Source organism: Roseibium aquae (genome assembly GCF_008711285.1).
Lineage (GTDB): Bacteria > Pseudomonadota > Alphaproteobacteria > Rhizobiales > Stappiaceae > Roseibium > Roseibium aquae.
The window spans coordinates 691320-717255 of the sequence record NZ_VXDC01000001.1; the positions used below are offsets into that span (position 1 = coordinate 691320).

19 protein-coding genes and 1 other RNA gene are annotated in these 25936 nt (G+C 62.0%); 12 read left to right on the forward strand and 8 right to left on the reverse strand.

Translation table 11 applies throughout. The annotated features are described in order from the left end of the window. Positions 1-61: 61 nt before the first annotated feature. The 6 genes from ftsZ (at position 62) to F0184_RS03080 (ending at position 10570) form a co-directional block, all read left to right on the forward strand. Complete coding sequence (ftsZ, locus tag F0184_RS03055; protein ID WP_150494647.1) at positions 62-1828, forward strand: cell division protein FtsZ; 1767 nt, start codon at positions 62-64, stop codon at positions 1826-1828. Between the two features lie 259 nt (positions 1829-2087). Further along, positions 2088-3026, forward strand: coding sequence for a UDP-3-O-acyl-N-acetylglucosamine deacetylase (lpxC, locus tag F0184_RS03060; protein ID WP_150494312.1), 939 nt, complete (start codon positions 2088-2090; stop codon positions 3024-3026). 215 nt (positions 3027-3241) lie between these two features. Further along, on the forward strand, positions 3242-4090 hold the full coding sequence (locus F0184_RS03065) for an outer membrane protein assembly factor BamD (RefSeq protein ID WP_150494314.1): 849 nt from the start codon (positions 3242-3244) through the stop codon (positions 4088-4090). A 35-nt stretch (positions 4091-4125) separates the two neighbouring features. Continuing rightward, entirely contained in the window at positions 4126-5796 is a 1671-nt protein-coding gene (gene recN / locus F0184_RS03070) for a DNA repair protein RecN (protein ID WP_150494316.1), read from the forward strand. 95 nt (positions 5797-5891) lie between these two features. Beyond that, a complete protein-coding gene (ligA, locus tag F0184_RS03075; protein ID WP_150494318.1) occupies positions 5892-8057 on the forward strand; it encodes an NAD-dependent DNA ligase LigA in 2166 nt (721 codons plus the stop codon). A gap of 110 nt (positions 8058-8167) precedes the next feature. Beyond that, entirely contained in the window at positions 8168-10570 is a 2403-nt protein-coding gene (locus F0184_RS03080) for an ATP-dependent helicase (RefSeq protein WP_150494320.1), read from the forward strand. 6 nt (positions 10571-10576) lie between these two features. Here F0184_RS03080 and F0184_RS03085 read toward each other — a convergent pair whose 3' ends face one another. Continuing rightward, complete coding sequence (locus F0184_RS03085; protein WP_172971965.1) at positions 10577-11164, reverse strand: tetratricopeptide repeat protein; 588 nt, start codon at positions 11162-11164, stop codon at positions 10577-10579. 145 nt (positions 11165-11309) lie between these two features. Here F0184_RS03085 and F0184_RS03090 point away from each other — a divergent pair, with 145 nt between their 5' ends. Next, positions 11310-12284 carry a 50S ribosomal protein L11 methyltransferase gene (locus F0184_RS03090; protein WP_150494324.1) on the forward strand — a complete coding sequence of 325 codons (975 nt, stop codon included), beginning with the start codon at positions 11310-11312 and terminating at the stop codon, positions 12282-12284. On the opposite strand, the gene F0184_RS03095 is transcribed toward F0184_RS03090, so the two are convergent. After that, positions 12281-12484, reverse strand: a complete 204-nt coding sequence (locus tag F0184_RS03095) for a hypothetical protein (RefSeq protein ID WP_150494326.1) — start codon at positions 12482-12484, stop codon at positions 12281-12283. The genes F0184_RS03090 and F0184_RS03095 overlap by 4 nt on opposite strands. A 245-nt stretch (positions 12485-12729) precedes the next feature. Between F0184_RS03095 and F0184_RS03100 the strand changes: the two genes are divergently transcribed. Continuing rightward, positions 12730-14544, forward strand: coding sequence for an aminopeptidase P family protein (locus F0184_RS03100; protein WP_150494328.1), 1815 nt, complete (start codon positions 12730-12732; stop codon positions 14542-14544). A gap of 57 nt (positions 14545-14601) precedes the next feature. On the opposite strand, the gene F0184_RS03105 is transcribed toward F0184_RS03100, so the two are convergent. Both F0184_RS03105 and F0184_RS03110 read right to left on the reverse strand, forming a co-directional pair. After that, positions 14602-16242 (reverse strand): chloride channel protein, encoded by a 1641-nt coding sequence (locus tag F0184_RS03105; RefSeq protein ID WP_150494331.1) that lies wholly within the window; start codon positions 16240-16242, stop codon positions 14602-14604. 96 nt (positions 16243-16338) lie between these two features. Next, positions 16339-16845 (reverse strand): thioesterase family protein, encoded by a 507-nt coding sequence (locus F0184_RS03110; protein WP_150494333.1) that lies wholly within the window; start codon positions 16843-16845, stop codon positions 16339-16341. Positions 16846-16954: 109 nt separating this feature from the next. Between F0184_RS03110 and F0184_RS03115 the strand changes: the two genes are divergently transcribed. Beyond that, positions 16955-18370, forward strand: coding sequence for an FAD-binding oxidoreductase (locus F0184_RS03115; RefSeq protein WP_150494335.1), 1416 nt, complete (start codon positions 16955-16957; stop codon positions 18368-18370). Positions 18371-18508: 138 nt separating this feature from the next. Continuing rightward, entirely contained in the window at positions 18509-22546 is a 4038-nt protein-coding gene (locus F0184_RS03120) for an AsmA family protein (protein ID WP_208998285.1), read from the forward strand. 153 nt (positions 22547-22699) lie between these two features. Here the strand turns inward: F0184_RS03120 and F0184_RS03125 are convergent, their stop codons facing one another. The 4 genes from F0184_RS03125 to ssrA form a co-directional block, all read right to left on the reverse strand. Then, positions 22700-22933 (reverse strand): ribbon-helix-helix domain-containing protein, encoded by a 234-nt coding sequence (locus tag F0184_RS03125; protein WP_150494339.1) that lies wholly within the window; start codon positions 22931-22933, stop codon positions 22700-22702. Positions 22934-22946: 13 nt separating this feature from the next. Continuing rightward, positions 22947-23165 carry a DUF4169 family protein gene (locus tag F0184_RS03130; protein WP_150494341.1) on the reverse strand — a complete coding sequence of 73 codons (219 nt, stop codon included), beginning with the start codon at positions 23163-23165 and terminating at the stop codon, positions 22947-22949. A 12-nt stretch (positions 23166-23177) separates the two neighbouring features. Further along, on the reverse strand, positions 23178-23783 hold the full coding sequence (locus F0184_RS03135; RefSeq protein ID WP_150494649.1) for an SspB family protein: 606 nt from the start codon (positions 23781-23783) through the stop codon (positions 23178-23180). A 151-nt stretch (positions 23784-23934) separates the two neighbouring features. Then, positions 23935-24304: a transfer-messenger RNA gene (ssrA, locus tag F0184_RS03140) on the reverse strand. A gap of 200 nt (positions 24305-24504) precedes the next feature. Here ssrA and F0184_RS03145 point away from each other — a divergent pair. Together F0184_RS03145 and F0184_RS03150 are read left to right on the forward strand one after the other, a co-directional pair. Beyond that, complete coding sequence (locus F0184_RS03145; protein WP_150494343.1) at positions 24505-25299, forward strand: thymidylate synthase; 795 nt, start codon at positions 24505-24507, stop codon at positions 25297-25299. 106 nt (positions 25300-25405) lie between these two features. Next, the gene (locus F0184_RS03150) at positions 25406-25918 is read left to right on the forward strand and encodes a dihydrofolate reductase (protein WP_150494345.1); all 513 of its coding nucleotides are present in this window, start codon (positions 25406-25408) and stop codon (positions 25916-25918) included. The last annotated feature ends 18 nt before the right edge of the window (positions 25919-25936 follow it).

A 25936-nucleotide genomic window follows, 5' to 3' on the forward strand; every position in this document is an offset into this window, starting at 1 on the left:
CGAGATTAGGGAAGAAGAGGGAACCCAGAATCAGGGTTCTGAAGCGGGTCGCGAGGAAAACATGACCATCAACCTGAAGATGCCCGATATCCAGGAGCTGAAGCCGCGCATCACGGTCTTCGGCGTCGGCGGCGCGGGCGGAAACGCCGTCAACAACATGATCACCGCTGGGCTTCAGGGCTGCGACTTTGTCGTCGCGAACACCGACGCCCAGGCTCTTGCCATGAACCAATCGGAACGCCTGGTTCAAATGGGCGTCGCCGTGACCGAGGGCCTTGGCGCCGGATCCCAGCCCGAGGTTGGCGGAGCGGCCGCCGAAGAGGTGATTGACGAGATCAACGACCACCTGTCCGGGTCCCACATGGTGTTCATCACCGCCGGCATGGGCGGTGGCACAGGAACCGGTGCGGCGCCCGTGATCGCGAAGGCAGCCCGCGAGCAGGGTATTCTGACCGTCGGCGTCGTCACGAAACCTTTCCATTTTGAAGGCCAGCGCCGCATGCGCATTGCCGACAGCGGCATCGAAGAGCTGCAGCGCAATGTTGATACGCTGATCGTGATCCCGAACCAGAACCTGTTCCGGATCGCCAATGCCCAAACCACCTTCGCCGATGCCTTCGCCATGGCCGATCAGGTGCTTTACTCGGGTGTTGCCTGCATCACCGATCTGATGGTCAAGGAAGGCCTGATCAATCTCGACTTTGCCGATGTGCGCTCCGTGATGCGCGGCATGGGCAAGGCGATGATGGGCACGGGTGAAGCGTCGGGCGAAAAACGCGCCCAGCAGGCGGCCGAGGCAGCCATTGCCAATCCGCTGCTGGACGAATCCTCCATGAAGGGGGCTCGCGGCCTGCTGATCTCGATCACGGGCGGCAATGACCTGACCCTCTTCGAGGTTGACGAAGCCGCAACGCGTATCCGCGAAGAAGTGGATCCGGATGCCAATATCATCCTCGGTGCCACCTTTGACGAAAGCCTGGACGGCATCATCCGCGTGTCCGTGGTAGCGACGGGCATCGACCGCGAGGCTGAGGCGCGCATGCACGAGCTTCACACCAGCCCGATAACGGTCACATCGGCAGCGAAGCCGGTCCTGGAAACGCCCGCCGCAACGCCGGCCGCCCCGCAAACCTTGGCACGGTCCGAAGACGTGGCGGCCAAGGCGATGGCCAGCCTGGAACGGGAACTCGCCCTGCCGGACCCGAAGCCGGTCGCCGCGGCAACGGATCCGGATGTCGAAATCACACGCTACCAGCCGGCCCCGTCGCCGATGCGCCCGGGCAGCGGTGAAGTTGATTTCGAGAACGCACCGGTTTCATCGGCCGCCCATGACGAGCCGGTCAGCAAGCCCTATATCCCGCCGGCACCGGAACAGCATTCGCCCGCGCCCCGCATGCCGCGCGTGGAGGACTTTCCACCGATCGCTCAGCGCGAAATGATGGCCAAGCAATCAGCCGCGTCCGGATCTGTTGCGTCCGCTCAACCGGCGGCCGGCATCGGCCAAGGTCCCGGACATGGGACGGAAGGCGCGGAGGAACACGACGAAGATCGCCGCCCGATGGGGCTGCTGCGCCGCCTTGCCAGCGGTTTGGGCCGCCGTGAAGACCACGAGGACGACGGTCTAGACATGGGGCACGCGGTTTCCCAACGGCCCGCTCCGGCGCAGCCGGCCGCGGCTCCGGCTCCCCGCCCGGCCCAGCCAAGGTCCGAAACCGGCGGTGCGGCGGGGCATCTTGATCCCACCGGGCGCGCTCAGCCCAAGCCTCTGTCGCATCCGGATGACGAACAGTTGGAAATCCCGGCCTTCTTGCGCCGGCAAGCCAACTGATTCCCGCCGGCCATCAGGTTTTCCTCTCTCCACGGCCCGCAACATATTGGCGCGGGCCGTGGGGTGTTTCTGGGATAGTTCAATTCATTCAGAGCGTTAGAGGCGCAGATTTCGTTACAATCCGTAATAAAGCTTTATTTCTGTCAACAGGCCCGCGGGCGTATGGTCCTGCCACCGCGCAATGTTGTTAATAGTTCGTAATCGACTGTCTCGTCTTTTGAGCCAATCACGCGGTGCGACAGAAAAGGGCCTGGATTGCATGACGACCCAAATCGATCGCCAAACGACGATTTCCCAACAGATCACCCTTCAAGGGATCGGGGTCCATTCCGGCAAACCGGCCACACTCACCTTGCTACCCGCCGAAGCTGGTGTGGGGATTGTATTTCAGCGGACCGATAAAGATGGCTCACCGCTTATCCCCGCATTGTGGAGCCGTGTGACCGCCACGTCCCTTTGCACCGTGCTTGGAGATCCGGCGAACCACGGGGTGTCTACCGTTGAACATTTGATGGCGGCCCTGGCTGGTATGGGCGTCGATAACGTCATTGCCGAACTGGATGGGCCGGAAATGCCGATCATGGACGGCAGCAGTGCGGGTTTCGTGCAGGCCATCGCCGATGCAGGGCTGCGGCGCCTGGATCGCGGCCGCCGCTATCTGAAAATCAAGCGCAAGGTGCGCGTCGACAATGGCGGCGCTTGGTGCGAGCTGGTTCCCAATGACCGGACGAGATTCGATATCACCATCGATTTCGAGACGCCGGTTATCGGAAAACAGCGGTTTGCGGCCGATCTGACCCCTGCGATGTTTGAAAAAGACTTGGCGCGCGCGCGGACATTCGGTTCGGTCCAGGACGTCGAAAAGCTTTGGTCGATGGGCTTTGCCCTGGGGTCGTCGCTGGAGAATTCGGTGGCCCTGTCGGAAGGGAAGGTCCTCAATCCGGAGGGCACCCGCTGGCCGGACGAATTTGCCCGGCACAAGGCCCTGGATGCCGTCGGAGACCTGGCGCTTGCGGGTTTGCCGATCATCGGTACCTACCGGTCCTACAAGGGCGGGCACCGGATGAACCATGCCATCCTCGAAAAGCTGTTCGAAGACCGGAGTGCTTACGACATCATCGAAGCCCCCGTTTTCCGCAACGCCGGCCAGGCCGCACCCGGTCTTGCCGCAGCTGCTTTCGGTCCCGAGACCAATTGATCGTCCGCCGCTTTGCGGCTGGTGTCGGCCGGTTGCCACAAAAACGCTCCAATATGCCGTCACAGCCATCAATTTCGGGCGTGACGGGCATGGGTCCTTTCCGGTAAACAACGTCCGACGATGTTCAAATTGGAAATTTGCAGCGAGAAGTCATTCGGGTGAACCCTTGGATGGCCGCTGGAAGACAGTAAGACTGGGGCGTAACGGTGACGGATATGAAGCAGCAACATAGAGGTCTGTCCCTCACCGGACTTGCGAAAATGGTGTGTCTGCTGCTTCCCCTTGGTTTGGCGGCATGCTCCTCAACCGGGGACCAGGACGATTACGCGCTGAACGACACGCCGCCGGAGGTTCTCTACAACGAGGGCTTGGCGCTGCGGTCACAGGGCAATCTGAAGGCGGCTGACGACAAATTCCGCGAGCTGGACCGCCTTTATCCCTATTCCGAATATGCCAAGCGCTCGCTTGTGAACATGGCCTTCATCAACTACCGGCGCGGGAACTACACCGATGCGATCACGTCGGCCCGGCGGTTTTTGACCCTTTATCCGGGCAACGAAGATGCGGCCTATGCGCTCTACATCATCGGTCAGAGCTACTACGCGCAGATCCCCGACATCACCCGTGACCAGCGGGTGACCATGGAAGCCGCGCAAGCCTTTTCCGAATTGATCCAGCGCTATCCGGATTCCGAATATGTGGCCGATTCCCGCACGAAACTGATCGCCGCCGAGGACCAGCTTGCCGGCAAGGAAATGCAGATCGGGCGGTACTATCTGAAGAAGCGCAACTACATTGCCGCGATCAATCGGTTCAAGACGGTGGTGCTGGAGTATCAGACGACCCGCCATGTGGAAGAGGCCCTGTTCCGGCTGACCGAGTCCTACTATTCCTTGGGTGTCGTGAACGAAGCACAGACGGCCGCCGCCGTCCTCGGGCACAATTTCCCGGATACCGCCTGGTACAAGAATGCCTACGCCTTGCTGAACGAAGGCGGATATGCACCGTCCGAGGACAGTGGCAGCTGGATCAGCCGCGCATTCGACGGTATCAACGTGCTCTGATCCCACCGCCGATCATCCGATCCGGAGCACCTATCATGCTGGTCACGCTGGCCATCCGCGACATCGTCCTGATTGACCGCCTCGATCTCGACTTCGCCGACGGAATGTCGGTTCTGACCGGGGAAACCGGCGCGGGCAAATCCATCCTTCTGGATTCCCTTGCCCTTGCCCTTGGCGGACGGGGCGACGCGGATCTGGTCCGGCATGGCGAAAAGCAGGGTCAGGTTTCCGCCGTTTTCGATATCGCGGGCGATCATGTGGTTCGGAACCTTCTGCGCGAAAACGATGTTCCAGATGATGGCGACGTCATTCTCCGGCGAATCCAGACCGCCGACGGGCGCACGCGCGCATTCATCAACGATCAGCCGGTCAGCGTTGGATTGATGCGGCAGGTCGGCAATCTTCTGGTGGAAATCCATGGTCAGCATGATGACCGTGCCCTTGTTGATCCGGAGTCCCACCGGGCGCTTGTCGATTCTTTCGGCGCCCTGAGCGCCGATCTCGGCGAGGTGGCGGCCGCCTATTCGGCCTACCGGAGTGCCGAGCGGGCTGTTGCCGATCACGAGGCGCGTATCGAGCACGCGCGCAAGGAAGCCGACTTCCTCTCCGCCGCCGTTGACGAGCTCTCGCGGCTTGCCCCCAAGGCGGGCGAGGAGGAGGAACTGGCCGAACGCCGGGCCACCATGATGCAGGTCGAGAAGATCGCCGGAGATCTCAACGAAGCGTTTGAGACCCTGAATGGCGGGGCCTCGCCAATCCCGGAATTGGCGAGCCTCTTGCGGCGAATGGAGCGCAAGGCGGACAGTGCGCCTCAGCTTCTTTCCGGCCCCGTGACGGCGTTGGCCGCCGCGTTGGACCATCTGGAGGATGCCCGCGCCGGTCTGGAGACCGCCTTGCGGGAGACCGATTTCGATCCGCGCGAGCTGGAGCAGGTGGAAGAGCGGCTGTTTGCGCTGCGCGCCGCCTCGCGCAAGTTCTCGGTTCCGGTCGACGGCCTCGCCAGTTTGTGCAGCCGTATGGCGGCCGATCTTGCGGATCTGGATGCCGGCGAAGACAAGCTGGCCGCCTTGAAAAATGCCGCGCTTCAGGCGCGGGAGGCCTATGACAAAGCCGCCGCGTCCTTGTCGGGCAAGCGGGAACGGGCCGCTCGCGAGCTGGAAAAGACAGTGATGGCGGAACTGCCCGCGCTCAAACTGGAACGGGCCCGGTTCATCGTTGAAATTTCCGCTGATCCGGATCGCCGGAGCCGGACCGGGATCGATGAGATGGAATTCCATGTCCAGACCAACCCCGGCACCAAGCCGGGACCGATCATGAAAGTCGCCTCCGGGGGAGAGCTTTCGCGCTTTCTTCTGGCGTTGAAAGTGGCCCTGGCGGACAAGGGCTCCGCGCCGACGCTGGTTTTCGATGAGATCGACACGGGCGTTGGCGGTGCGGTCGCCGAGGCGATTGGGGTGCGTCTGGCGAGACTGGCGAGCACGGTGCAGGTGCTGACCGTGACCCATGCGCCGCAGGTCGCGGCCCGCGCTCACGGGCATTTCCTGATCGCAAAGGAGGCGACCGATCCGGAGCGGGTCGCAACACGGGTGAAGCGCATCGACGCGGATCACCGCAGCGAGGAAATCGCGCGCATGCTTGCCGGCAGCACGATCACCGAAGAGGCGCGCGCCGCCGCCCGCAAACTGATCGCCGAAGCCACCGCCTGAGGTGTCCGGGATGTCCGGTCCGGGGCTTGACCTTCTGTCCGGCTTCCCGATTTTCTGGTTTGACGATTCCCTCCAGCCTTTTTCACGGACCTCCCATGACCGAGCCATCCGCTGCCGATCTCTCTTCGCAGGCCATTGAAACCCTGACACCGGAAGACGCCAAGGCGGAGCTGGCGCGGCTGGCAGAAGAGATCGCCGGGCATGACAAGCGCTATCACCAGGAAGATGCTCCTTCGATCTCGGACGCCGAATATGACGCGCTGCGCCAGCGCAATGCGGCTATCGAGGCCAGGTTTCCCGAATTGATCCGTCCGGACAGTCCGTCAAGCCAGGTTGGCGCGGCGCCTTCCGAGGCCTTTTCCAAGATCACCCATAAAGTGCCGATGCTGTCGCTCGACAACGCCTTCAGCGACGGGGATGTGCGGGATTTTGTCGGTCGGGTGCGGCGGTTTTTGAAATTCGATCCGCTTCAGGGGACGCTTGGCGTAACGGCCGAACCCAAGATCGACGGCCTGTCCCTGTCTTTGCGGTACGAGAGGGGGCAGCTTGTCTATGCGGCGACGCGGGGTGACGGCACGGTCGGCGAGAACGTGACCGCCAACGCCAAAACCATTTCTGACATCCCGGTCAAACTCAAGGGCGAGATGCCCGACGTGGTGGAGGTGCGCGGCGAGGTCTACATGAGCCACGCCGATTTCCGGGCGCTGAACGAGCGGATGGCGGGAAATGGCGGCAAGGTGTTCGCCAATCCGAGGAATGCGGCGGCCGGATCGCTGCGCCAGCTCAACCCGGAGATCACCGCATCGCGGCCGCTCAAGTTCTTTGCCTATGCCTGGGGCGACATGAGCGAGGTTCCTGAAACCACGCAGTATGACATGGTGCAGACCCTGGGCCGGTGGGGGTTCGTGATCAATTCCAGGATGCAGCGCTGCGACAGCGTCGAGGCTCTGCTCGATGTCTATCATGGCATCGAGGAAGAGCGGGCAAAGCTCGATTACGATATCGACGGCGTTGTCTACAAGGTCGACCGGCTGGATCTGCAGGAACGTCTCGGCTTCGTCTCCCGCTCGCCCCGCTGGGCGATCGCGCACAAGTTTCCGGCCGAAAAGGCCTACACCATCCTCAACGAGATCGAGATTCAGGTCGGGCGCACGGGCGCGCTCACCCCCGTTGCCAAGCTGGAGCCCGTGACCGTCGGCGGCGTGGTCGTCTCCAACGCGACGCTTCACAACGAGGATTACATCAAGGGGATCGGTCAGGACGGCGAGCCGATCCGCGGCGGCAAGGACCTGCGCGCCGGCGACACGGTTCAGATCCAGCGGGCCGGCGATGTCATTCCGCAAATCATCGATGTGGATCTCGACAAGCGGCCTTCCGATGCGCGGCCTTTTGAATTTCCAACCGTGTGCCCGGCCTGCGGCAGCCATGCAGTGCGGGAGGAAAACCTCAAAACCGGACGTCTCGATGCCGTTCGCCGGTGTACCGGCGGGCTCATCTGCCCGGCGCAGGCCACCGAAAAGCTGAAGCACTTCGTGTCCCGCAACGCCTTCGACATCGAAGGTCTGGGCGACAAGCAGGTGGATGCCTTTTACAAGGACGGGCTGGTCATGGCCCCGGCCGATATCTTCACGCTGGAAGAACGGGACAAGCGGGCGCTGACCAAGCTGCGCAACAGGGAAGGCTGGGGTGCGGTTTCGGCGAAAAACCTGTTCGAGGCGATCAACCTTCGCCGGGAAATCGATTTGCACCGGTTCATCTTCGCGCTTGGGATCCGCCATGTGGGGGAAGGCAACGCGAAGCTGCTCGCCCGCGCCTATGGATCCTGGGTCACGTTCTACAAGGCGATGACCGAGGCGGCGGACCATGGCAGCGAAGCCTGGGGTGACTTGAACGCTATCGACGGGATCGGCCAGATCGTGGCCGAGGCCCTGGTCGAGTTTTTCGCCGAGGAGCACAACCGCCGCCAGCTTGATGCGCTGATCGCGGAAGTCACTCCGAGGGATGCTGAAAAGATCGTGGCAACCGGCTCGCCGGTCGCCGGCAAGACAGTTGTCTTCACCGGGTCCCTGGAACGGATGACCCGCGACGAAGCCAAGGCGATGGCGGAGCGTTTGGGCGCGAAAGTGTCCGGTTCTGTGTCCAAGAAAACCGATCTGGTCGTGGCCGGTCCCGGAGCGGGCTCGAAACTCAAAAAGGCGGAAGAGCTGGAAATCGAGGTCATTTCGGAGGATGACTGGTTTGACCGGGTTGGTGGCCCTTAACACTCCGCCCGGCGGCGGGGTTTTCCCGAAGAAAGTTTGGAGCACGCCTCGTTCTTGAGGGGTATGTTGCTATAATGTTCTCCAAACCGAGCAACAGAACTGGCTGAGCCATGACCAACCCGACCGGGTTTGATGATCCGCGTGCCCCGTTTGATACTGCCCCGGCGCCTTCCGCTGGGGGGATTGCCGCACGTGCCATGGCCGCGCGCCGGGCGCCGGCTTACCTGGATGGCCTGAACCCGGAACAGCGGCTGGCGGTAGAGACAACGGAAGGACCGGTTCTCGTTCTGGCGGGCGCGGGCACGGGCAAGACGCGGGTGCTGACCACGCGGATCGCCCATATTCTTGCCAGCAATCTGGCGCGGCCGTCCGAAATCCTCGCGGTGACCTTCACCAACAAGGCGGCACGGGAGATGAAGGAGCGGATCTCCCGGTTTATCGGCGGCAATGTGGAAGGCATGGCCTGGCTCGGCACGTTTCACTCCATTTGCGTCAAGATCCTGCGCCGTCACGCCGAACTGGTGGGGCTCAAGTCCAGCTTCACGATCCTTGATACGGATGATCAGATCCGGCTTCTGAAACAGATCATTCAGGCCGAGGGGCTGGACGACAAGCGCTGGACCGCCAAAGCCTTCGCCGGCATGCTGGATGGATGGAAAAACCGGGCGCTCACCCCGAAGGATGTGCCGGAAGGCGAGGCGCGCGCGTTTGCCAATGGCAAGGGCCGCAAGCTCTACGAGGAGTACCAGGACCGGCTGTCGATCCTGAACGCGGCGGATTTCGGCGACTTGCTGCTGCATGTCATCACGCTGTTCAAACAGAACCCGGACGTTCTGGCCGACTATCAGCGGCGGTTCCGCTACATGCTGGTGGACGAGTATCAGGACACCAACATCGCCCAATACCTGTGGCTGCGGCTCCTTGCCCAGGGCAACCCGAATGTCTGTTGTGTTGGCGATGACGACCAGTCGATCTATGGCTGGCGCGGGGCCGAGGTCGACAACATTCTGCGCTTCGAGCACGACTTCAAGGGCGCGGCCGTGATCCGGCTGGAGCGGAACTACCGCTCCACCAGCCATATTTTGGCGACCGCCTCGCATCTGATCGCCCACAATCAGGGGCGGCTCGGGAAAACGCTGTTCACGGATTTCCACGAGCCGGATCACGATCTGGTCCAGGTCGCCTCGGTTTGGGATTCGCAGGAAGAAGCGCGCTCCATCGGCGATGAAATCGAGGCGCTGCAAACCAATGGCCACAAGCTGAACGACATCGCAATCCTTGTCCGCGCCTCCTTCCAGATGCGCGAATTCGAGGACCGGTTCGTGACGCTGGGGCTGAACTACCGGGTGATCGGCGGGCCGCGTTTTTATGAGCGCATGGAAATCCGCGACGCGCTGGCCTATTTCCGCTGCGTCGTCCAGCCCGCGGACGACCTGGCGTTTGAGCGCATCGTGAACACGCCGAAGCGGGGCCTCGGCGAGGCGACCTTGAAACTGGTTCACGGCCTCGCGCGTGCCGAACGCATTCCCCTGATGCAGGCGGCCGATCAGCTGTGCCAGACCGAGGACCTCAAGCCGAAAGCGCGGAACACGCTGAACCAGGTCTTGGCCGACTTTACCCGCTGGCGCAGCCAACTGGCGGGCGTCAAGCATACCGAACTGGCCGAAATCATTCTGGATGAGAGCGGCTACACCGAGATGTGGCGCAAGGACCGCTCCGCCGAAGCGCCGGGCCGGCTCGACAACCTGAAAGAACTCATCCGGTCCATGGAAGAATTCGAGTCCATGGCCGGGTTCCTGGAGCACATTTCGCTTGTGATGGACCGGGATACGGCGGAAGCCAATGATGCCGTGTCCATCATGACGCTTCACTCCGCCAAGGGGCTGGAATTCGACACGGTGTTTCTGCCGGGCTGGGAGGAGGGGCTGTTTCCGCACCAGCGCTCCCTGGATGAAAGCGGCCGGGCGGGGCTGGAGGAAGAGCGGCGGCTGGCCTATGTGGGCATCACCCGCGCCAAGAAGCGGGCGAAACTTTACTTTGCCTCCAACCGCCGGATCCATGGCCTGTGGCAATCCACCGTTCCGTCCCGCTTTCTGGACGAGCTACCGGCGGAGCATGTCGAGATCGCCGAAGCCGCGTCCAGTTATGGCGGCTATGGCGGCGGCGGATATGGCGCGTCGCGGTTCGACCGTGCGGATCCGTTCGAGCGGGGAAGTTACTCCACGCCTGGCTGGCAGCGGGCTCAGAAGGCCAAGGCGGCCAGTTCGGAACTGTTCGAGCGCTACGATACAAGATCGTCCCGCACCCGCCGGGAAGGCCCGCGCACCATCGAAGGCGAGCTGGTGGCCAAGTCTGTCAGCGAAACGCCGTCCGAGTTCTCCATCGGCGAACGCGTGTTCCACATCAAGTTCGGTTATGGCGCGATCACGGCGATCGAGGGCAACAAGCTGACGATCGACTTCGAGAAGGCCGGCCGGAAGAAGGTGATTGACAGCTTCGTGGAGCGGCACTGAGGCCGGTCAGAGCTCGATGCCTTTCGTGTCCGGGGCTTGTTCCAAGTAAACGCGCTCTTGAAGAAACGGGTGGATGTCAACGGCCTGCTTCAGAACCTTTTGGGCCAGCCGGGCGCGCCCCTGTGCGATCAGAACGCGGAATTTGCCGGACATGGCTCCGAAATGGCGCGGTTCGATATCCAAAACGCGATCTATGGCCTGTAGCGCTCCGTCCATATCCCCCTTCAGATACAGCAGGAACGCGCGCTGGTTCCAGGCTTCGGCATAACCGGGCGCAATCTTCACGACGGCTTCGAGATCCGCCAGGGCCCCTTCATAGTCGCCAAAGCGCCGTTTGGTCATGGCGCCGCGGACGGAAGCCTCCAGGTCCGGTGCCGGGGCAGCGCCAATCCACCCTTCCCAGATCTGCGCTTCGATCTGCCGGGCTTCCATTTCGGTTTTGGAGGCTTTGAGGGCCGCGAACAGGGCGTCCTTGCCGTCCGGCTTTGACAGTGCGGGATCAAGGGTCCAGCACAGGGCGGCGGCCCAGACGACAAGTCCTGCCAGAACAGCGCGCTTTCGCCAAAACGCGGCCACTACCGAGACATTCAACATGCTTTGTCCTTCCGCTCTGCCGAGAATATGTGCGCGAATGCCGTTCTGACGAGCCTCGATGGGGCGCATTTGCGCTGGCTCTGGGCCAACAGGCCCGCTATACCGCACGGCACCGCTCGTCCATATGAAACCCTGGCAGTCCGTCATGCAAACCGTCCGTGTGCGAATCACCGCTGAAGAACTCGAAGCCAAACGGATCTGGGAGATCCTTGGCCGCACTTTCGAGGACGATGGGAATCCGGTGACGATCTATGAATCCTCGCCCGATGGGCGGTTCTGGTCGGCCGAGATCCTGCTGTTTGGCATGGAGGCAGAGGAGGCTGCCGCCACCGTGCGCGACCGTGTGGGCTCAGATGCCTTCGCCGCGCCACTCGAGGCGGAGGTGCTGCCGGATCTCAATTGGGTGGAGAAAAGCCTGGAAGGGCTCAAGCCCGTGCGAGCGGGCCGTTTCATGGTGCATGGCGCCCATGACCGCGACAAGGTGACCGGCGGGGCCATCGGTCTTGAAATAGAGGCGGCCCTTGCCTTCGGCACGGGACATCACGGCACGACCGCCGGCTGTCTAATGGAAATCGACAGGCTCTTGAACCTGCGGGAGTTTGAGCGAATTCTCGATCTCGGCACTGGCACCGGGGTGCTTGGCATTGCCGCGGCAAGGCTGGCGCGCCAGCCCGTCCTGGCAACGGACATCGATCCGGTTGCAACCCGGACGGCAGCTGAAAATGCCCGGTTGAACGGCGTAGGTCCGCTTGTGACCACATTCACCGCCGATGGCACCCATGACCGGCGATTTTCGGCCTACGGTCCGTTCGATCTGGTGATGGCCAATATATTGGCGCGTCCGCTCATGCGGATGGCGAAGTCAATTTCCGGCCAGATGGCGCGATCAGCGGTGCTCGTCTTGTCCGGTTTGCGGATCGAGGACGGACCCCGCATTCTGTTTGCCTATGGCACTCAAGGGTTTCATCTGGCCCGCAAACGGCAGATAGACGGCTGGTTGACGTTGACCTTGGTGCGTGGCGGGGCGAAAGCCTGTCGCTCGGCGTCACGGTCGCCGACAAACAAAAAGCGCGGCCATAGGACCGCGCTCTTTGTTTTGATTGGCTGGCTAAGATCTTAAAAGACCATCGAGCTGGATCCTTCGCGCTCCAATTCCTTGCGGTCGTAGCCGTGCGCGGCGAGGGTCGCGTCGTCGAGCGAGAGCAGGTAGCCGTTGACGTAGCGGCGGGCCTGCGCGGATCTGGCTTCAATCATGCGGTCAAGTGTGCGGCGGACAAAACTGCCGCTCGCGCGTGTGGTGGTCGAAGTGCTGGTTACCATGGTTCTGGGTCTCCGTGCGAACATGAGGTTACGGGCGTTTCCAAAAACGTCCTCGTTTGTTGTTCTTTATATGCAGGGGCTTAAGCCGAAGGACTAGGTCCGAAGGCGCATGCCTGCCTTGCGTATCTCGCAATGCAACACTCTATGCTGCGTTGCAATATAGACTCCAATCCGCGCGAGATCAACAAAAATTGGGTTAAATCAGCCTGCTTGTTTTGAAGTCGAAGGCGGCATAGTTTGCCCGAATGTTTCAAAGCTTCGATGATATTTCCAATCCCGCCTGTGGTGCGCCGCATGCCGCGCTGCTCAGATCCGAACTCCAGCGCCGGGGGCTTGACGGTTTTTTGATCCCCCGCGCCGACGCGCATCAGGGGGAATATGTGCCGCCGTGTGACTGCCGTCTCCAGTGGCTGACGGGCTTCACCGGATCGGCGGGCATGGCGGCTGTTCTCGCGGATGAGGCCGCGGTTTTCGTGGACGGCCGCTATACGATCCAGGTGCGCGATCAGGTGGACATGGCGATCTTTCCTGCCCAGCATCTGATCGAGGAACCTGTGTCCAAGTGGCTTGCCGCTCGCCTGATCCCTGGCCAGAAGCTTGGCATCGACGCGATGCTGCACACCGTCAATGACGTGAAGAAGCTGCGAGCTGTTTGCGAGGCGGCCGGTGCCGAGTTGGTGCTTCTGGAGGACAACCCGATCGATGCCGTCTGGGCGGACCGGCCGGACGCGCCGCTGGGGGCGGTTCGCCTTCACGGTGTGGAAAAAGCCGGACGCAGCGCTGAGGACAAGCTTGCCGAAATCCAGAAGAGCATTGCGGATAAGAAAGCCGATCTTGCAGTTCTAACCCAGCCGGATTCCATCGCATGGCTGCTGAACATTCGCGGGAGCGATGTCAGCCACACACCTCTGCCATTGTCTTTCGCGACCGTCCCTGCCGAGGGCAAACCGACCTTGTTCATCGACGGCCGCAAGCTTTCCAATTCGGTTCGGGATGCCCTGTCCGCCATCACCGATATCGCCGAGCCGATGGGTCTGATGCCCCATCTGGCAAGCCTGGGCTCGGATGGCAAACGGGTCATGATCGATCCGGCGCTTGCGGGGGAGGCGATCGCCGGCACGGTGGCTGCGGCCGGTGGCGTGCTTGTGGAGGCGCAAGATCCGGTTCTGCTGCCGAAGGCGGTCAAGAATCCGGTCGAGATCGAAGGGGCCCGGGCGGCGCATGTCCGCGATGGTGTGGCCGTTGTGCGCTTTCTCGCGTGGTTCGATCAGGTTGCACCGGCCGGAAACCTGGACGAGATCGGAGCCGCCGAAAAACTGGAGCAGTTCCGGCGCGAAACCGGTCTGCTCAAGGAGATTTCCTTCGACACCATTGCGGGCGCGGGCCCGAATGGCGCGATTTGCCACTACCGCGTCAGCCGCACCAGCAACCGGACAATCCCGGCCGGAAAGCCGTTCCTGATCGATTCGGGCGCGCAGTATGAGGACGGCACAACGGATATCACCCGAACGCTTGCCGTCGGACCGATGTCGGACGAAATGAAACGGCACTATACCCTGGTTCTGAAGGGCCATATCGCGATCTCGACCGCCCGCTTTCCGGAAGGCACGACCGGCGCTCAATTGGATACGCTGGCCCGCATTGATCTGTGGAAGGCCGGTCTCGACTTCGACCATGGCACCGGCCACGGGATCGGATCCTATCTGTCCGTCCATGAAGGGCCGCAGCGGATCGCCAAAACCGGCTCCACGCCATTGAAGCCGGGAATGATCCTGTCCAATGAGCCTGGCTACTATCCGGCCGGCGAATATGGCATTCGCCTTGAAAACCTCGAACTTGTCGCAGAGCCGAGGGATATTCCCGGCGGCGAGCGGCCGATGATGGGGTTTGAAACGATCACCCTGGCGCCTTTCGACCGGCGTTTGATCGATGTGCGGCTTTTGTCCAATGCCGAACGGACATGGCTCGACGGATACCATATCCGGGTCAGGCAAACCCTTCTGCCGCATCTGGATGATGCCGTTTGCAAATGGCTGGAGGAGGCCACCGAGCCGCTTTAGGTCGCCGGGATCGTGAGGCCGCTCGATCTGGCCGGGCGCGTTGGCTGGCGGGGCTGATCACCGATGCTCTTCTTCGCTAACCTGAATGAGCGCCTTGTTGAAGTGGTTGAGCGCCCGGACATGGCGGGCTTGTCCGATGACGAGTGTGGCCTTTCCCCGTTCGACGACCGGGAGGCTGTCCCTGCCGGTTTCATCGAACATGCGCAAGGCGCTTTCCAGCGAATCGGTGGCGTGCAGATACGGTCCGCTTGCCGGATCGAAGACCCGTTCCTCGTCCGTTTCAGGGGGCGGATCCATGAACTGGCGGACCTTCACACTCGCGATCAGATAGGCATGCGTTCCCTCGTGAAGGCAGACGCCGCGCATGCCAAGCTGCCAGTGGAAATACGATTTTCCGTGGATCGCCTGGGTCAGCCCGGTTGCGATCGACACCGCCAGAAGCAGGGCAATCGACAGGGCATATCCGCCGGTCAGCTCGAATACAATGACGGTGGTTGACACTGGTGCGCCGAGTACGGCCGCGGCCACGGCGCCCATGCCAAGGATGGCATACAAGCCGTGGCTGGACGCCATCTCCGGAAAGGCCGAGGCCGCGATCAGCCCGAAAGCCCCGCCGGTCATGGCGCCGAGATAAAGCGACGGCGAGAAAATTCCGCCGCCGAATCTGGAGGCGAGCGTGATGGCCGTTGCGGCCGTCTTGGCGACCAGCAGGGCAAGGAGCATGGTCAGGGGAAGCTCTTGTTTCAACGCCAGGTCGGTCGCTTCATAGCCAACGCCCAGAACCCCGGGATACGCGATGCCAATGGCGCCAACCGCGAAGCCGCCCACAACGGGCCTGAGCCACAGCGGCATGGTGATGTTCCTGGCCACGTAGTCGGAGCCGATCAAGGCGAACTGGAAAATGATGGCAACAACGGCGCAGGTCAGCCCCAGCAGCGCGAAAGCCGGGATTTCGAGATAGGACGTGATCTCGTAAGGGGGGATTTCAAACGCCGCGACATCGCCGAACCACAGCCGCGTCAACAGCGTTCCCATCACGGAGGCGAGCACGATCGGGACAAACGCCGATACCGCATAGTGCCCCAGGATCACTTCGTGGGCGAACAGCACACCGGCAATCGGCGCATTGAACGATGCTGACACCGCGCTGGCCACCCCGCAGGCGAGCAGAATGCGGCGGGCCGAATCCGGCAGATTGAACATGCGGCACAACGCCGTTCCGATGGTCGCCCCGAGGTGAACGACCGGGCCCTCGCGCCCCGCGCTGGCGCCGAACCCAAGGGAGATGGAGGTGATCAGGGCGGACATGAGTCCGGCGCGCAGCGGCAGACCGCGACCACCCAGCGCCCGGGCTTCGATCACATCGGCGACGCCACCCGCCCTTTGCTTGGGCTGATATTTTTCCAAGAGCCAGCCGACAAGCAGGCCGCCGAAAGCGGGAGCGCAGAGGATGATCAACCAGGGCTGGCGTTCCGTGGCGGAGATCACCAGTTCCGAGGCCGTTCCGAGCCAGGTCCACTGGAACAGGCCGATGGCGGTGCGGAAGGCGATCGCGGCAATGGCAACCAGCAGACCGATCACAATGGACAAGATCCAGACCTTGGGAAGCTGGTTGCCCATGAAGGTGCGCATGTTCGGGGTAACCCAGCCGAGGACGATCTGGGGAAGCCGGTAAAAGCTTTTCAAAATCTTATGCATAATCGGCAGTCACTGTGGACTTTGCGCGAGGACAGGTCGCCCTTCAGTGTCGCTCGAAACCGCGCCGATCACCAGAGCAAAGACGAAATCGTGATCTTAAGCTGTGGTTGACGAGCCCCGCTTGATGCCGATCGCCCGACCGGCCCGTTCCGGACGCGGAAGGCTGGCATGGGCGTGGGCAAGCCCGGTGAGGTTGGCCAGGATATCGTCCGGCCATGGCGCGACCTTCCGGGCGGAGAGGTTGACATGAAGTGACATCTGCTCCGACGTGGCCGATAGCCAGCCGTCCTCCGCGTGCCGCAATTCCTGAAAGAAATGAGCCCGTTTCGAATCGAACTCGATGAGTTGAAGCGAAACGGCCACCGGCATCCCGGCCTCCAGTTCGCGCAGGTAGCAAACATGGACTTCTGCGGTGAAGAACGAAGCCTGCCGCTGTTTGACATAGTCGAGCCCCAGACCGAGCTTGATAAAGGCATCATCGACGGCCTGGTCGAACAGAACATTGTAATAGGCCATGTTCAGATGGCCATTGTAGTCGATCCATTCGTCCTTGACCGTCAACGGGCCGCTGACGATGGGGGCTGACGGCCATGATATCGGCATGATTTTCAGTTCCCTCGATAGAAGTGGCGGTTTGCCTTTGACCTTTTCCTTCGTGCCTAACATAGTCCAACCTCGGATTGAAACGCTTGTCGGGGAGTGAAGCAGCGTTATGGTCGTGGCATTTGAGCAGGAGTTGTCGGTCCACAGCCGGACAAACACGGGCCTTGTCATTGATGTGCTTGAACAGCAATTCGGGGATCGGTGCCAACGCTCGGCTGCCATTCGCCAGCAGCACGCGCACACCACAACATGGCTGCCGAATCAGCCGCCGGATGCGGTCGTCTTCGCCAAGTCCACGGAAGAGGTTGCCGATATCGTCCGGATTTGCGCAACCCATCGCGTGCCCATTATTCCGTTCGGGACCGGCTCGTCCCTGGAGGGGCATGTGAATGCCCCGGAAGGCGGCATTTCCATCGATCTTTCCGGCATGGACCGGATTGTGGAGGTCAATGCGGAAGATCTCGATTGCCGGGTCGAAGCGGGGGTGACCCGAAAGCAGCTTAATTCCTATCTCCGGGATACCGGCCTGTTTTTCCCAATCGATCCGGGGGCCGACGCCAGCCTCGGCGGCATGGCCGCGACCCGCGCGTCGGGCACGAATGCCGTGCGCTACGGCACGATGCGCGACGTCGTCATGGGGCTGACCGTCGTGATGCCTTCGGGCGAGATTGTGCGCACCGGCGGACGGGCCCGCAAGTCGTCTGCGGGATATGACCTAACGCGGCTGATGATCGGATCGGAAGGAACGCTTGGCGTGATCACCGAGTTGCAACTGCGGCTGAACGGGATCCCGGAAGCAATATCCGGCGGGGTTTGTCCTTTCCCCAACATCGAAGCGGCCTGCAACGCGGTCATCATGACAATCCAGTGCGGCATTCCCGTTGCCCGCATCGAACTTCTGGACGAATTGCAAATAAGGGCCTGCAACACCTATTCGAAGATGTCGCTCCCGGAAACGCCGACGCTGTTTTTGGAGTTCCATGGCACGGAGGCCAGCGCGCGCGAACAGTCCGAGTTGTTCAGCGCGATAGCCGAAGACCTGGGCGGCGGTCCGTTTGTCTGGGAAACGGAGGCGGAGAAGCGGACCAAGCTGTGGACCGCCCGGCATGATGCCTATTGGGCCGCGTTCACACTGCGCCCCGGCGCGAAGGGTGTCTCCACCGATGTATGTGTGCCGATTTCAAAACTCGCCGAATGCGTCGAGGAAACCAGGCGGGACATCAGCGATAACGGTCTGGTTGCCCCGATCGTGGGGCATGTCGGTGACGGGAACTTCCATGTTCTCATTCTGGTCGATGAAAACACGCCACGTGAAATCGCGCAGGCCGAAGCCTTCATCGAACGGTTGAATTGGCGTGCGATTCAGATGGGCGGCACATGCACCGGCGAGCATGGCATTGGCCAGGGCAAGGCCAAATACATGATGAAGGAACACGGCAACGGCCTGGATGTGATGCGGGCAATCAAACAATCGCTCGATCCGGACAACATCATGAATCCGGGAAAGATCATGCCGGTTTCGTGAGGTCTTTTTCCAGGACAGGGCGAATCGCGACACCATATCACCAGACAGGACCTCAAGGGCCGCACGGGCAGCCGGCTTGACCATGGGGCAAACGGGAATGGGAGAAGAGCGCTGAACTCCGTCTATATCTCGATAGGCGTGGCGATCATTCTGGTGCTGGTCACAGCACTGGTCGGCCCTTTCTTCGTCGATTGGACAGTGTACCGGTCGACTTTCGAGACCTATGCGGAGCGGGTGGTCGGCCACAAGGTGACGGTCCTTGGCGACGCGGACCTGCGCCTGCTGCCAGCCCCCTCCATCACCTTCTCCGACGTGCGGGTGGGCGAGGCGGAAGACCCGCTGCTGGTCGTTTCCCAGTTTCAGATGCGGATCGAACTCCCGCCCTTGATGAAGGGAGAGTTCCGGGTTCAGGATCTTAAGCTCGAGCAGCCGCGCTTGCGATTGTCCCTGGACGAGGAGGGGCGGCTTGATTGGCTCACCGCCCAGACCAGCGACGGTATGCTGGCCCGGCTTGCACCGGACGATGTGTCCTTCGAAAACGTCACGGTCTCGGGCGGTTCACTTGCCATCGTCGATGCCCGGTCGGGCCAGACCATTGAGATCGATAGCGGAAATCTGGCCCTCAGCGCGCGCTCGCTCGCAGGCCCGTTCCGTCTTGACGGCACATTGACCCATGGGCGTGCGCCCTACACCGTGTCGCTGGCCAGCGGGCGGCTCCTGCCCGAAGGCGGTATCCGGGTCAAGGGCAGCGTGACGCCGGCCGCTGTGCCGGTCGACTTGTCGTTTGACGGGAAGCTCCATCACGCCGACGCCGCGCCCTACTACGAGGGCGTTTTTGATCTGACGTCGATCGTCCTGGAGGATGCTCCCGAAAGCAGCTGGCAGATTTCCGGGGCGTTCACGGCCGATGTCGAGCGCGTTGATGTTCCGGAATTCGAATATGTGCTCGGTCCCGAGGACCGGCGCCTGTCGGCCTCAGGCACGGCCGAATTGATTTACGCCGGGGACCGGCGGTTCGAGGTGCGCGCACGCACCAAGCAACTCGACCTTGACCGTATGCTGGGAGGCGGGCCGCAGGCGCCCGTTCGTCTGGGTTCGGCGTCCGGAACGCTGATGGAGCTTTTCCGGAAGGTTCCACGCCCTGATATGAACGGCGTGATCAGTCTCGATGTGCCCGCCGTGGTTCTCGGCGGCGCCCTGGTCCAGGATGTGCGGGTCGATCTGGAGACGATGCTTGGCGGCTGGCGCTTGGCGCGCTTAGCGGGCCGCGCCCCTGGCCGGACGCTCATCGCGACCCAGGGCGATCTCGGACTGGCGACCGACCTGACATATCGCGGGCGCCTGTCTTTCAATTCGGCCCAGCCCGGAGTGTTCCTGGACTGGCTCGCACCGTTCGAAGGCCAGATCCCGCGCCTCGACCCGTTAGAATTCGATGGCCGGCTGAACATCATTCCGGGGGGCATGTCGCTGGATGGGCTCCGGCTGGCGCTGGCGGATGCGGAGGCGCGCGGCGAGCTTTCATACAGAATTCGGCCGAACCTGGCCGATATGTTCTCCCTGCAGCTCAGCGCGGACCGTCTCGATCTCGATGTTTTGTCGGATCTGGCGGGGGCGGTCCGGCAAGTTCACCATGGTGCGCTGGATGCCCCGGCGAATACCGCGAAGGGTCCCGATATCGAGTTGCGGATCAATGCGAATGAAATTGCAGCCGGCGGGATTGTTGGCGAAGGGATGGCCATCGAGGCCCAGTATGCCGATGGTGACCTCACGATAGACCGCCTTTATACGGCCGACCTGGCGGGCGCCGAGATCGACGCGCAAGGCCGTATTGAGGATTTGTTCGGCGCTCCCGAGGGCGAAATGCGCGGTGCGCTGGCGGCGCAAGACCTGACCGGCCTTGTCCAGTTGCTCGAAAACGTCGTTCCGGACATGACCGGGCTTGCAAGCCTCAAAAACGCCGCCCCTCATCTCGTGCCAGCACGTCTCAGCGCGGTCCTGACCGCCCGCGCTCAGGATGGACAAAGCGACGTATCGCTCGAGTTTCAGGGGACGGCCGCGGACAGCCGGGTCCAGTTGTCCGCCGGGCTTGACGGTCATGTCGATGACTGGCGGCATGCCCAAACGGCCGTGGATCTCTCCATGTCGGCAGGTGACGGTGGAGCCTTGCTGCGGCAACTCGGATTTGCCTTGCTGCCAGTCGACGATCTCGGGCCCGGCGACATTTCCCTTCAGGTTGGCGGACGGCCCGGTGATGCCCTGCAGGTGTCCTTTTCGGCTAAAGCCCCGGCAGCGGAAATCGCGGCAAGCGGGACCATTCGTCTGGAAGAGGGCGCGGATCCGGCGTTTGATCTGGACATAAGCGCGCAAACTGTGGACCTGACGCCGATCGGCCTGATGTTCGGCCGTGTCCTTCCGGTCATGGGCGGCGAAATACCCGGCAGCTTCTCGGCGCAGGTGCACGGAACCGGGAGTGTTCTGGAGAAGGCGGTATGGACGGGATCGATCGCCGGGGTCGATGTCAGCGGCGAGATTTCAGGTGACTTCCAGCCCTCCCCGGGGGCGAACGACCGGCGCCTTAGCGGCACGGTCAGTCTGGATGCGGTCGATCTTCGGGTCTTGAGCGAAGCCGTTCTGGGGCCGGATCAATGGTTTGCCACGGGTGACGGGTCTTCGATCTGGCCGAATGGTGCCTTTGGGGCGCCGCTGCTGAACTCCTTCGACCTGACCCTCGATTTGTCCGCCGGCAGCCTGACCGCAGGCGAGGGCTTTGCCCTTTCGAACGTGACCGCCGGCTTGAGGCTGACACCGGATCGGATGCGTCTTGACCGGATCAGCGGGACGTTCGAAACCGGAACGGCGTCGGGCGCATTGTCGATTGAGCGCTCGGGTCCGGAAGCGGCCGTGTCCGGACGCCTTCAGCTCCAGGATGCCGATTTCCGCCGTTTGTCCTGGCAGCGGGACGGCCGGGCCACCGGGACAGGGCTTCTGGATCTGTTTCTTGAATTCGAAGGCGCTGGGCGCTCAATCGCCGGGATCATCTCAACGCTCAATGGCGGTGGGACATTTTCCCTCTCCGATGGCACCTTGCGCGGCCTCAATCCGCAGGCCTTCGATCTGGTTGTCCGTGCTGTCGATGCCGGTCTGGAGCTTGAAGACAGCCAGATTGAAACGGCCTTTGTCAGTCACCTCGATGCGGGCCAGCTGACGTTTGACCGGCTCGAAGGTGCGGTCGGGCTGGTCGGCGGGCGTCTGACGGCAAGAAATGTGGCTGTGGATGCCGAAGCGGCCGAGGTTTTTGGATCCGCCGAAGTCGATCTGAACACCTTTGAACTCGACAGCGACTTCAGCGTGAGAGTGGATCCGGGCGAAAACGCCGTCACGGGCGCGGAGCCACAAGTCGGTCTTTTGTTTCAAGGTCCGGTCGACCGGCCGGACCGTCGGATCGATATCAGCCCCTTCACCGCCTACCTGACGCTTCGGGCCTTCGAGCAGGAGGTGGAGCGCGTTGAGCGGCTCCAGGCGGAAATCCTCGAACGGGACCGGCTTCTGCGGGAATTGCGCCGGTTGCGGGAAGAACGGGCCCGTGCGGAACGCGATGCCGAGGCCGCGGCGCGGGAAGGTGCCGATCAGAACGCGGGTGAAGACGGCGAGGCCGCCAACGGCGCGGAAAATGAAGAAGCCGCCACCGGGACCGACGCGGCCGAACCCGAAGCCAACGAGCGTGCATCCGCCGGCGATGCACGTGCTCCGGCAGCGCAAGTGCCCGCCCGGCCGCTGGAGCGCGAGCTTGAAGCGGAGCAAGCTCTGGACATCCCGGACAATGCAGCCTTCGCGCGCAGCATCCGCTCGATCCTTGAGACGGGCGCCGCCGGGACCGGCAGCCAGCCACTTCCGCCTTCGGCCTCCGGTTCACCGGCGGGAGGAAGCGATCTTCCGCCGCTGGATGCCCCGCGCACCATCGAGGATCTGATTGACAGCAGTGGGTCGCGGCCCATCATTACACCGGACTTCGGGGCAGAGCCAGCAACCCGTGCCGGGGGCGCAAACGAACGCCCGGCTGAAGCTCCGGTCTCTGGCCAAAGGGACCGCGCGCCCGAAAATCCGAGGTCTTCGGTGCCTCGTTACATCACCTTGCCGAGCGGGCTCGTGATGGAAAACCCGGATTGGCCGGGCTGACCTGGTTGACGCAAATGCCCCGCCAATTGCCTGCAAAGCTGAACGTCTTTCGGTTGCCGGCGCCTTTTGGAACCGATCCGCTTCCCGGAGAAAGCCGGCTCCCGTTCGAAACCCGCTGATTTAGCCTTCGCACTCCGCCTCGATTGCCTCACCTCAATCCGACCGGGTCTCCGCTGCCTTCTCCCGAAGGCTGTTCAAGGCCCAGACCCGCACCGAGGAGGAGAGGGGATTGTCCGGATCCCGGTCGCGGTCGATGCGCGCGATCAGGCGGGTCAGGGGCATGCCCGCCTCAAGCGCCAGGCCGTCAATCACCGCCCAGAACTCCGGCTCCAGCGCAAGGCTAGTGCGATGCCCGTGCAAGGTGAAGGACCGCTTGATGAGCGCCATGTGATCCGCCTGGTCAGTTTCCCGGATCATCGCCATCGGAAGGGGTCAGCTCACAAGAAGACAGCCTGTGCCCGTCCAGGGATCGGAGCCGCTTTTCCCCCTCGAACCTGGCCGCGGCCTTTTCAGCCTTGGTCTGGCCGAAGATGCGCCGGTTTTCTGCCGCCTGCCGGTCCTTGTCCTCGCGCTTCTTGCGCTTGCGGGCCTGCCGGAGATTGACAACCTCGCCGTTCATCGGCCGGTCCGATCAGGTCTTCTTCCGGAACGCGTCCAGAGACACGACTTCGCCGCCGGTGTCTTCCTCGGCGTTCTTAACAGGGAGCTTTTGGTCGGCGTTTGAGGCCGCGGCGGGCGTTTTCGCCACGTCCTGTCCGCCGTCCTTGGCCGTTTGCTTCATGGCCGATGGCAGGCCCGAGACCGTTTCCTGAGTGTCCCGTTCGGCCTGCGCCAATTCCTCGACGGCCTCCAGCAATTCTTCCGGCAGTTCCTCGGCTGTCTTGCCCGGGTCGAACTCCAGGGCGAACTGAACGGACGGATCGAAGAAGCCCTTGATCGCCGAATAGGGAACCAGAAGCTTTTCCGGAACGCCGCCAAACGACAATCCGACCTCGAATGCATGCTCGCCAATCGCCAGATCCCAGAACTGGTGCTGCAGGACAATTGTCATTTCCTGCGGATACCGGTCTTTCAGACGTTGCGAGATCCGCACGCCGGGCGCGGTCGTGTCGAAGGCGACATAAAAATGATGCTCGCCGGGCAATCCCGTCCGGGCGACCTCCGCGAGTATCTTTTTGACGGCGCCGCGCAAGGCGTCCTGGATCAGGATGTCATATCTAAGTAGGTCTTCGGCCATCGGCTCGTCGTTTATTAATCTCAGGTCATGGAGAACGAAGCGCCACATTGACCCCTGATCGAGGAAAAAGAAAGGCCTCAATAGGTTCAAGAGCGGGATAAACTCTACCGATACCCAGTTTAGTCCCGTTAGTCTGGAATGTCAGGTTGAAAGTGGAGGCTTCTGTTGCCAGGTGCCTCCGGACCCCGCCTGCCGGTGCTACCCAGCAGGGCTTTAAAGGACTACCGGCACCGCATTACGCAGCGACAGCGTTGTCCATAGCATAGTTGTCGTTTGCAACTATTAAGAGAGCCCGATAACGGTGGTACAATGCCGAGCAAAAGCACAGTCTTTACGCCCTCGTCGATCCTGTTTCGCCCCCGCCGAAATGCAGTTTCCAAACCGCAGCCGGGTCTGCACTTGGGTGGAGGCGCCGGGTACCGCCCCCGGGTCCGATAGGTTTATTGCACTGACCATTTATTGCCATAGCTGGTTGCCCAGCACCCATGCATATAGGCTTTTACGCCGGCGAATGAAAGGGGTGGGTTGCCCAATCGGTGGGGCCGCAAAGGTTCGACGGCCCTTTTTCTCCACAGCCGCATGGTGAAAACCCGCGCGGTGTCTGGAGCGGTCGGCAGAATCCGATTTCAATGCGGTCCCTGCCGGATTATGCGGATTGATCGATGCGGCGGCCAGCGATCGGGTTCGGTCCTTGGCGGATGCGGATGGAAAGGAACCAAGCGTGCAACAGTACCACGATCTCATGCAGAAAATCCTGGATGAGGGTGTCGACCGGGGCGACAGGACCGGAACCGGCACGCGGTCCATCTTTGGCCACCAGATGCGGTTTGATCTGTCGGACGGATTTCCCCTGGTGACGACGAAAAAGCTGCATGTCAAATCGATCATCCACGAACTGCTCTGGTTTCTCGCAGGCGAGACCAACATTGCCTATCTGAAGGCCAATGGCGTTCGGATCTGGGATGAGTGGGCCGATGAGAATGGCGATCTCGGGCCGGTTTACGGCTACCAGTGGCGGTCCTGGCCCGCGCCGGATGGCCGCAGCGTCGATCAGATTTCCAAGGTCCTGGAGATGATCAAATCCAGCCCGGAAAGCCGGCGTCTGATTGTCTCGGCCTGGAATCCGGCGCTGGTCGACGAGATGGCGCTGCCGCCCTGCCACGCGCTGTTCCAGTTCTATGTCGCGGACGGCAAGCTGTCCTGCCAACTGTACCAACGCTCTGCCGATGTATTCTTGGGCGTGCCCTTCAATATCGCGTCTTATGCGCTGCTCACCTTGATGGTGGCTCAGGTCTGTGACCTAAAGCCCGGAGATTTCGTGCATTCCTTTGGCGATGCGCATCTTTACCACAATCATTTCGATCAGGCTCGCGAGCAGCTGTCGCGATCGCCAAGGGCCCTGCCGGCCATGGCACTCAATCCACGGGTCACGGATTTGTTTGCCTTTACCTATGAAGATTTCGAACTGACCGGTTACGATCCGCATCCCCACATCAAGGCGGAGGTAGCGGTTTAGCACGCGATCTGGGAAACCAGCCGTTCCGAGAGACCTTGCAGCTTTCCGGGCTCCTTCTTCCTGTGCTACCGCAGCCTTCCAAGAAAGTTCGAATTCGGAGTGTCGCTTGGTTCACATCTTCCTCATAGCCGCTGTTGCCCGCAACGGGATCATCGGCGCGGACAACGACATGCCGTGGCAGCTTCCATCCGACCTCAAACACTTCAAGGCCTCGACGCTCGGCAAGCCCATGATCATGGGCCGGAAGACTTTCTTGTCCTTTGGCGGCAAGCCGCTTCCGGGCCGGCCGCATGTCGTCGTTTCGCGCGATCCCGACTATGCGCCGGGCGGCGTTGAGACGGCACAGTCACTCAGTGCGGCCCTGGAACGGGCAACTGCGCTTGCCAGCGATCTGGGCGTGAATGAGGTTGCTGTGATCGGCGGCGGGCAGATCTATGCGCAGGCGATGAATTTGGCCCATCGCCTGGAAATCACGGAAGTCGATGCCGAACCGTCGGGCGACACCCGCTTTCCCGATGTTTCCCCTGAAACCTGGTACGAGGCGTCCCGGATTGCTGGCCGGCGAACCGAAAAGGACAGTGCTGATTTTGAATTCGTCACTTATCTTCGCCGCACGTGAGCATTCCAACTTGAGTGG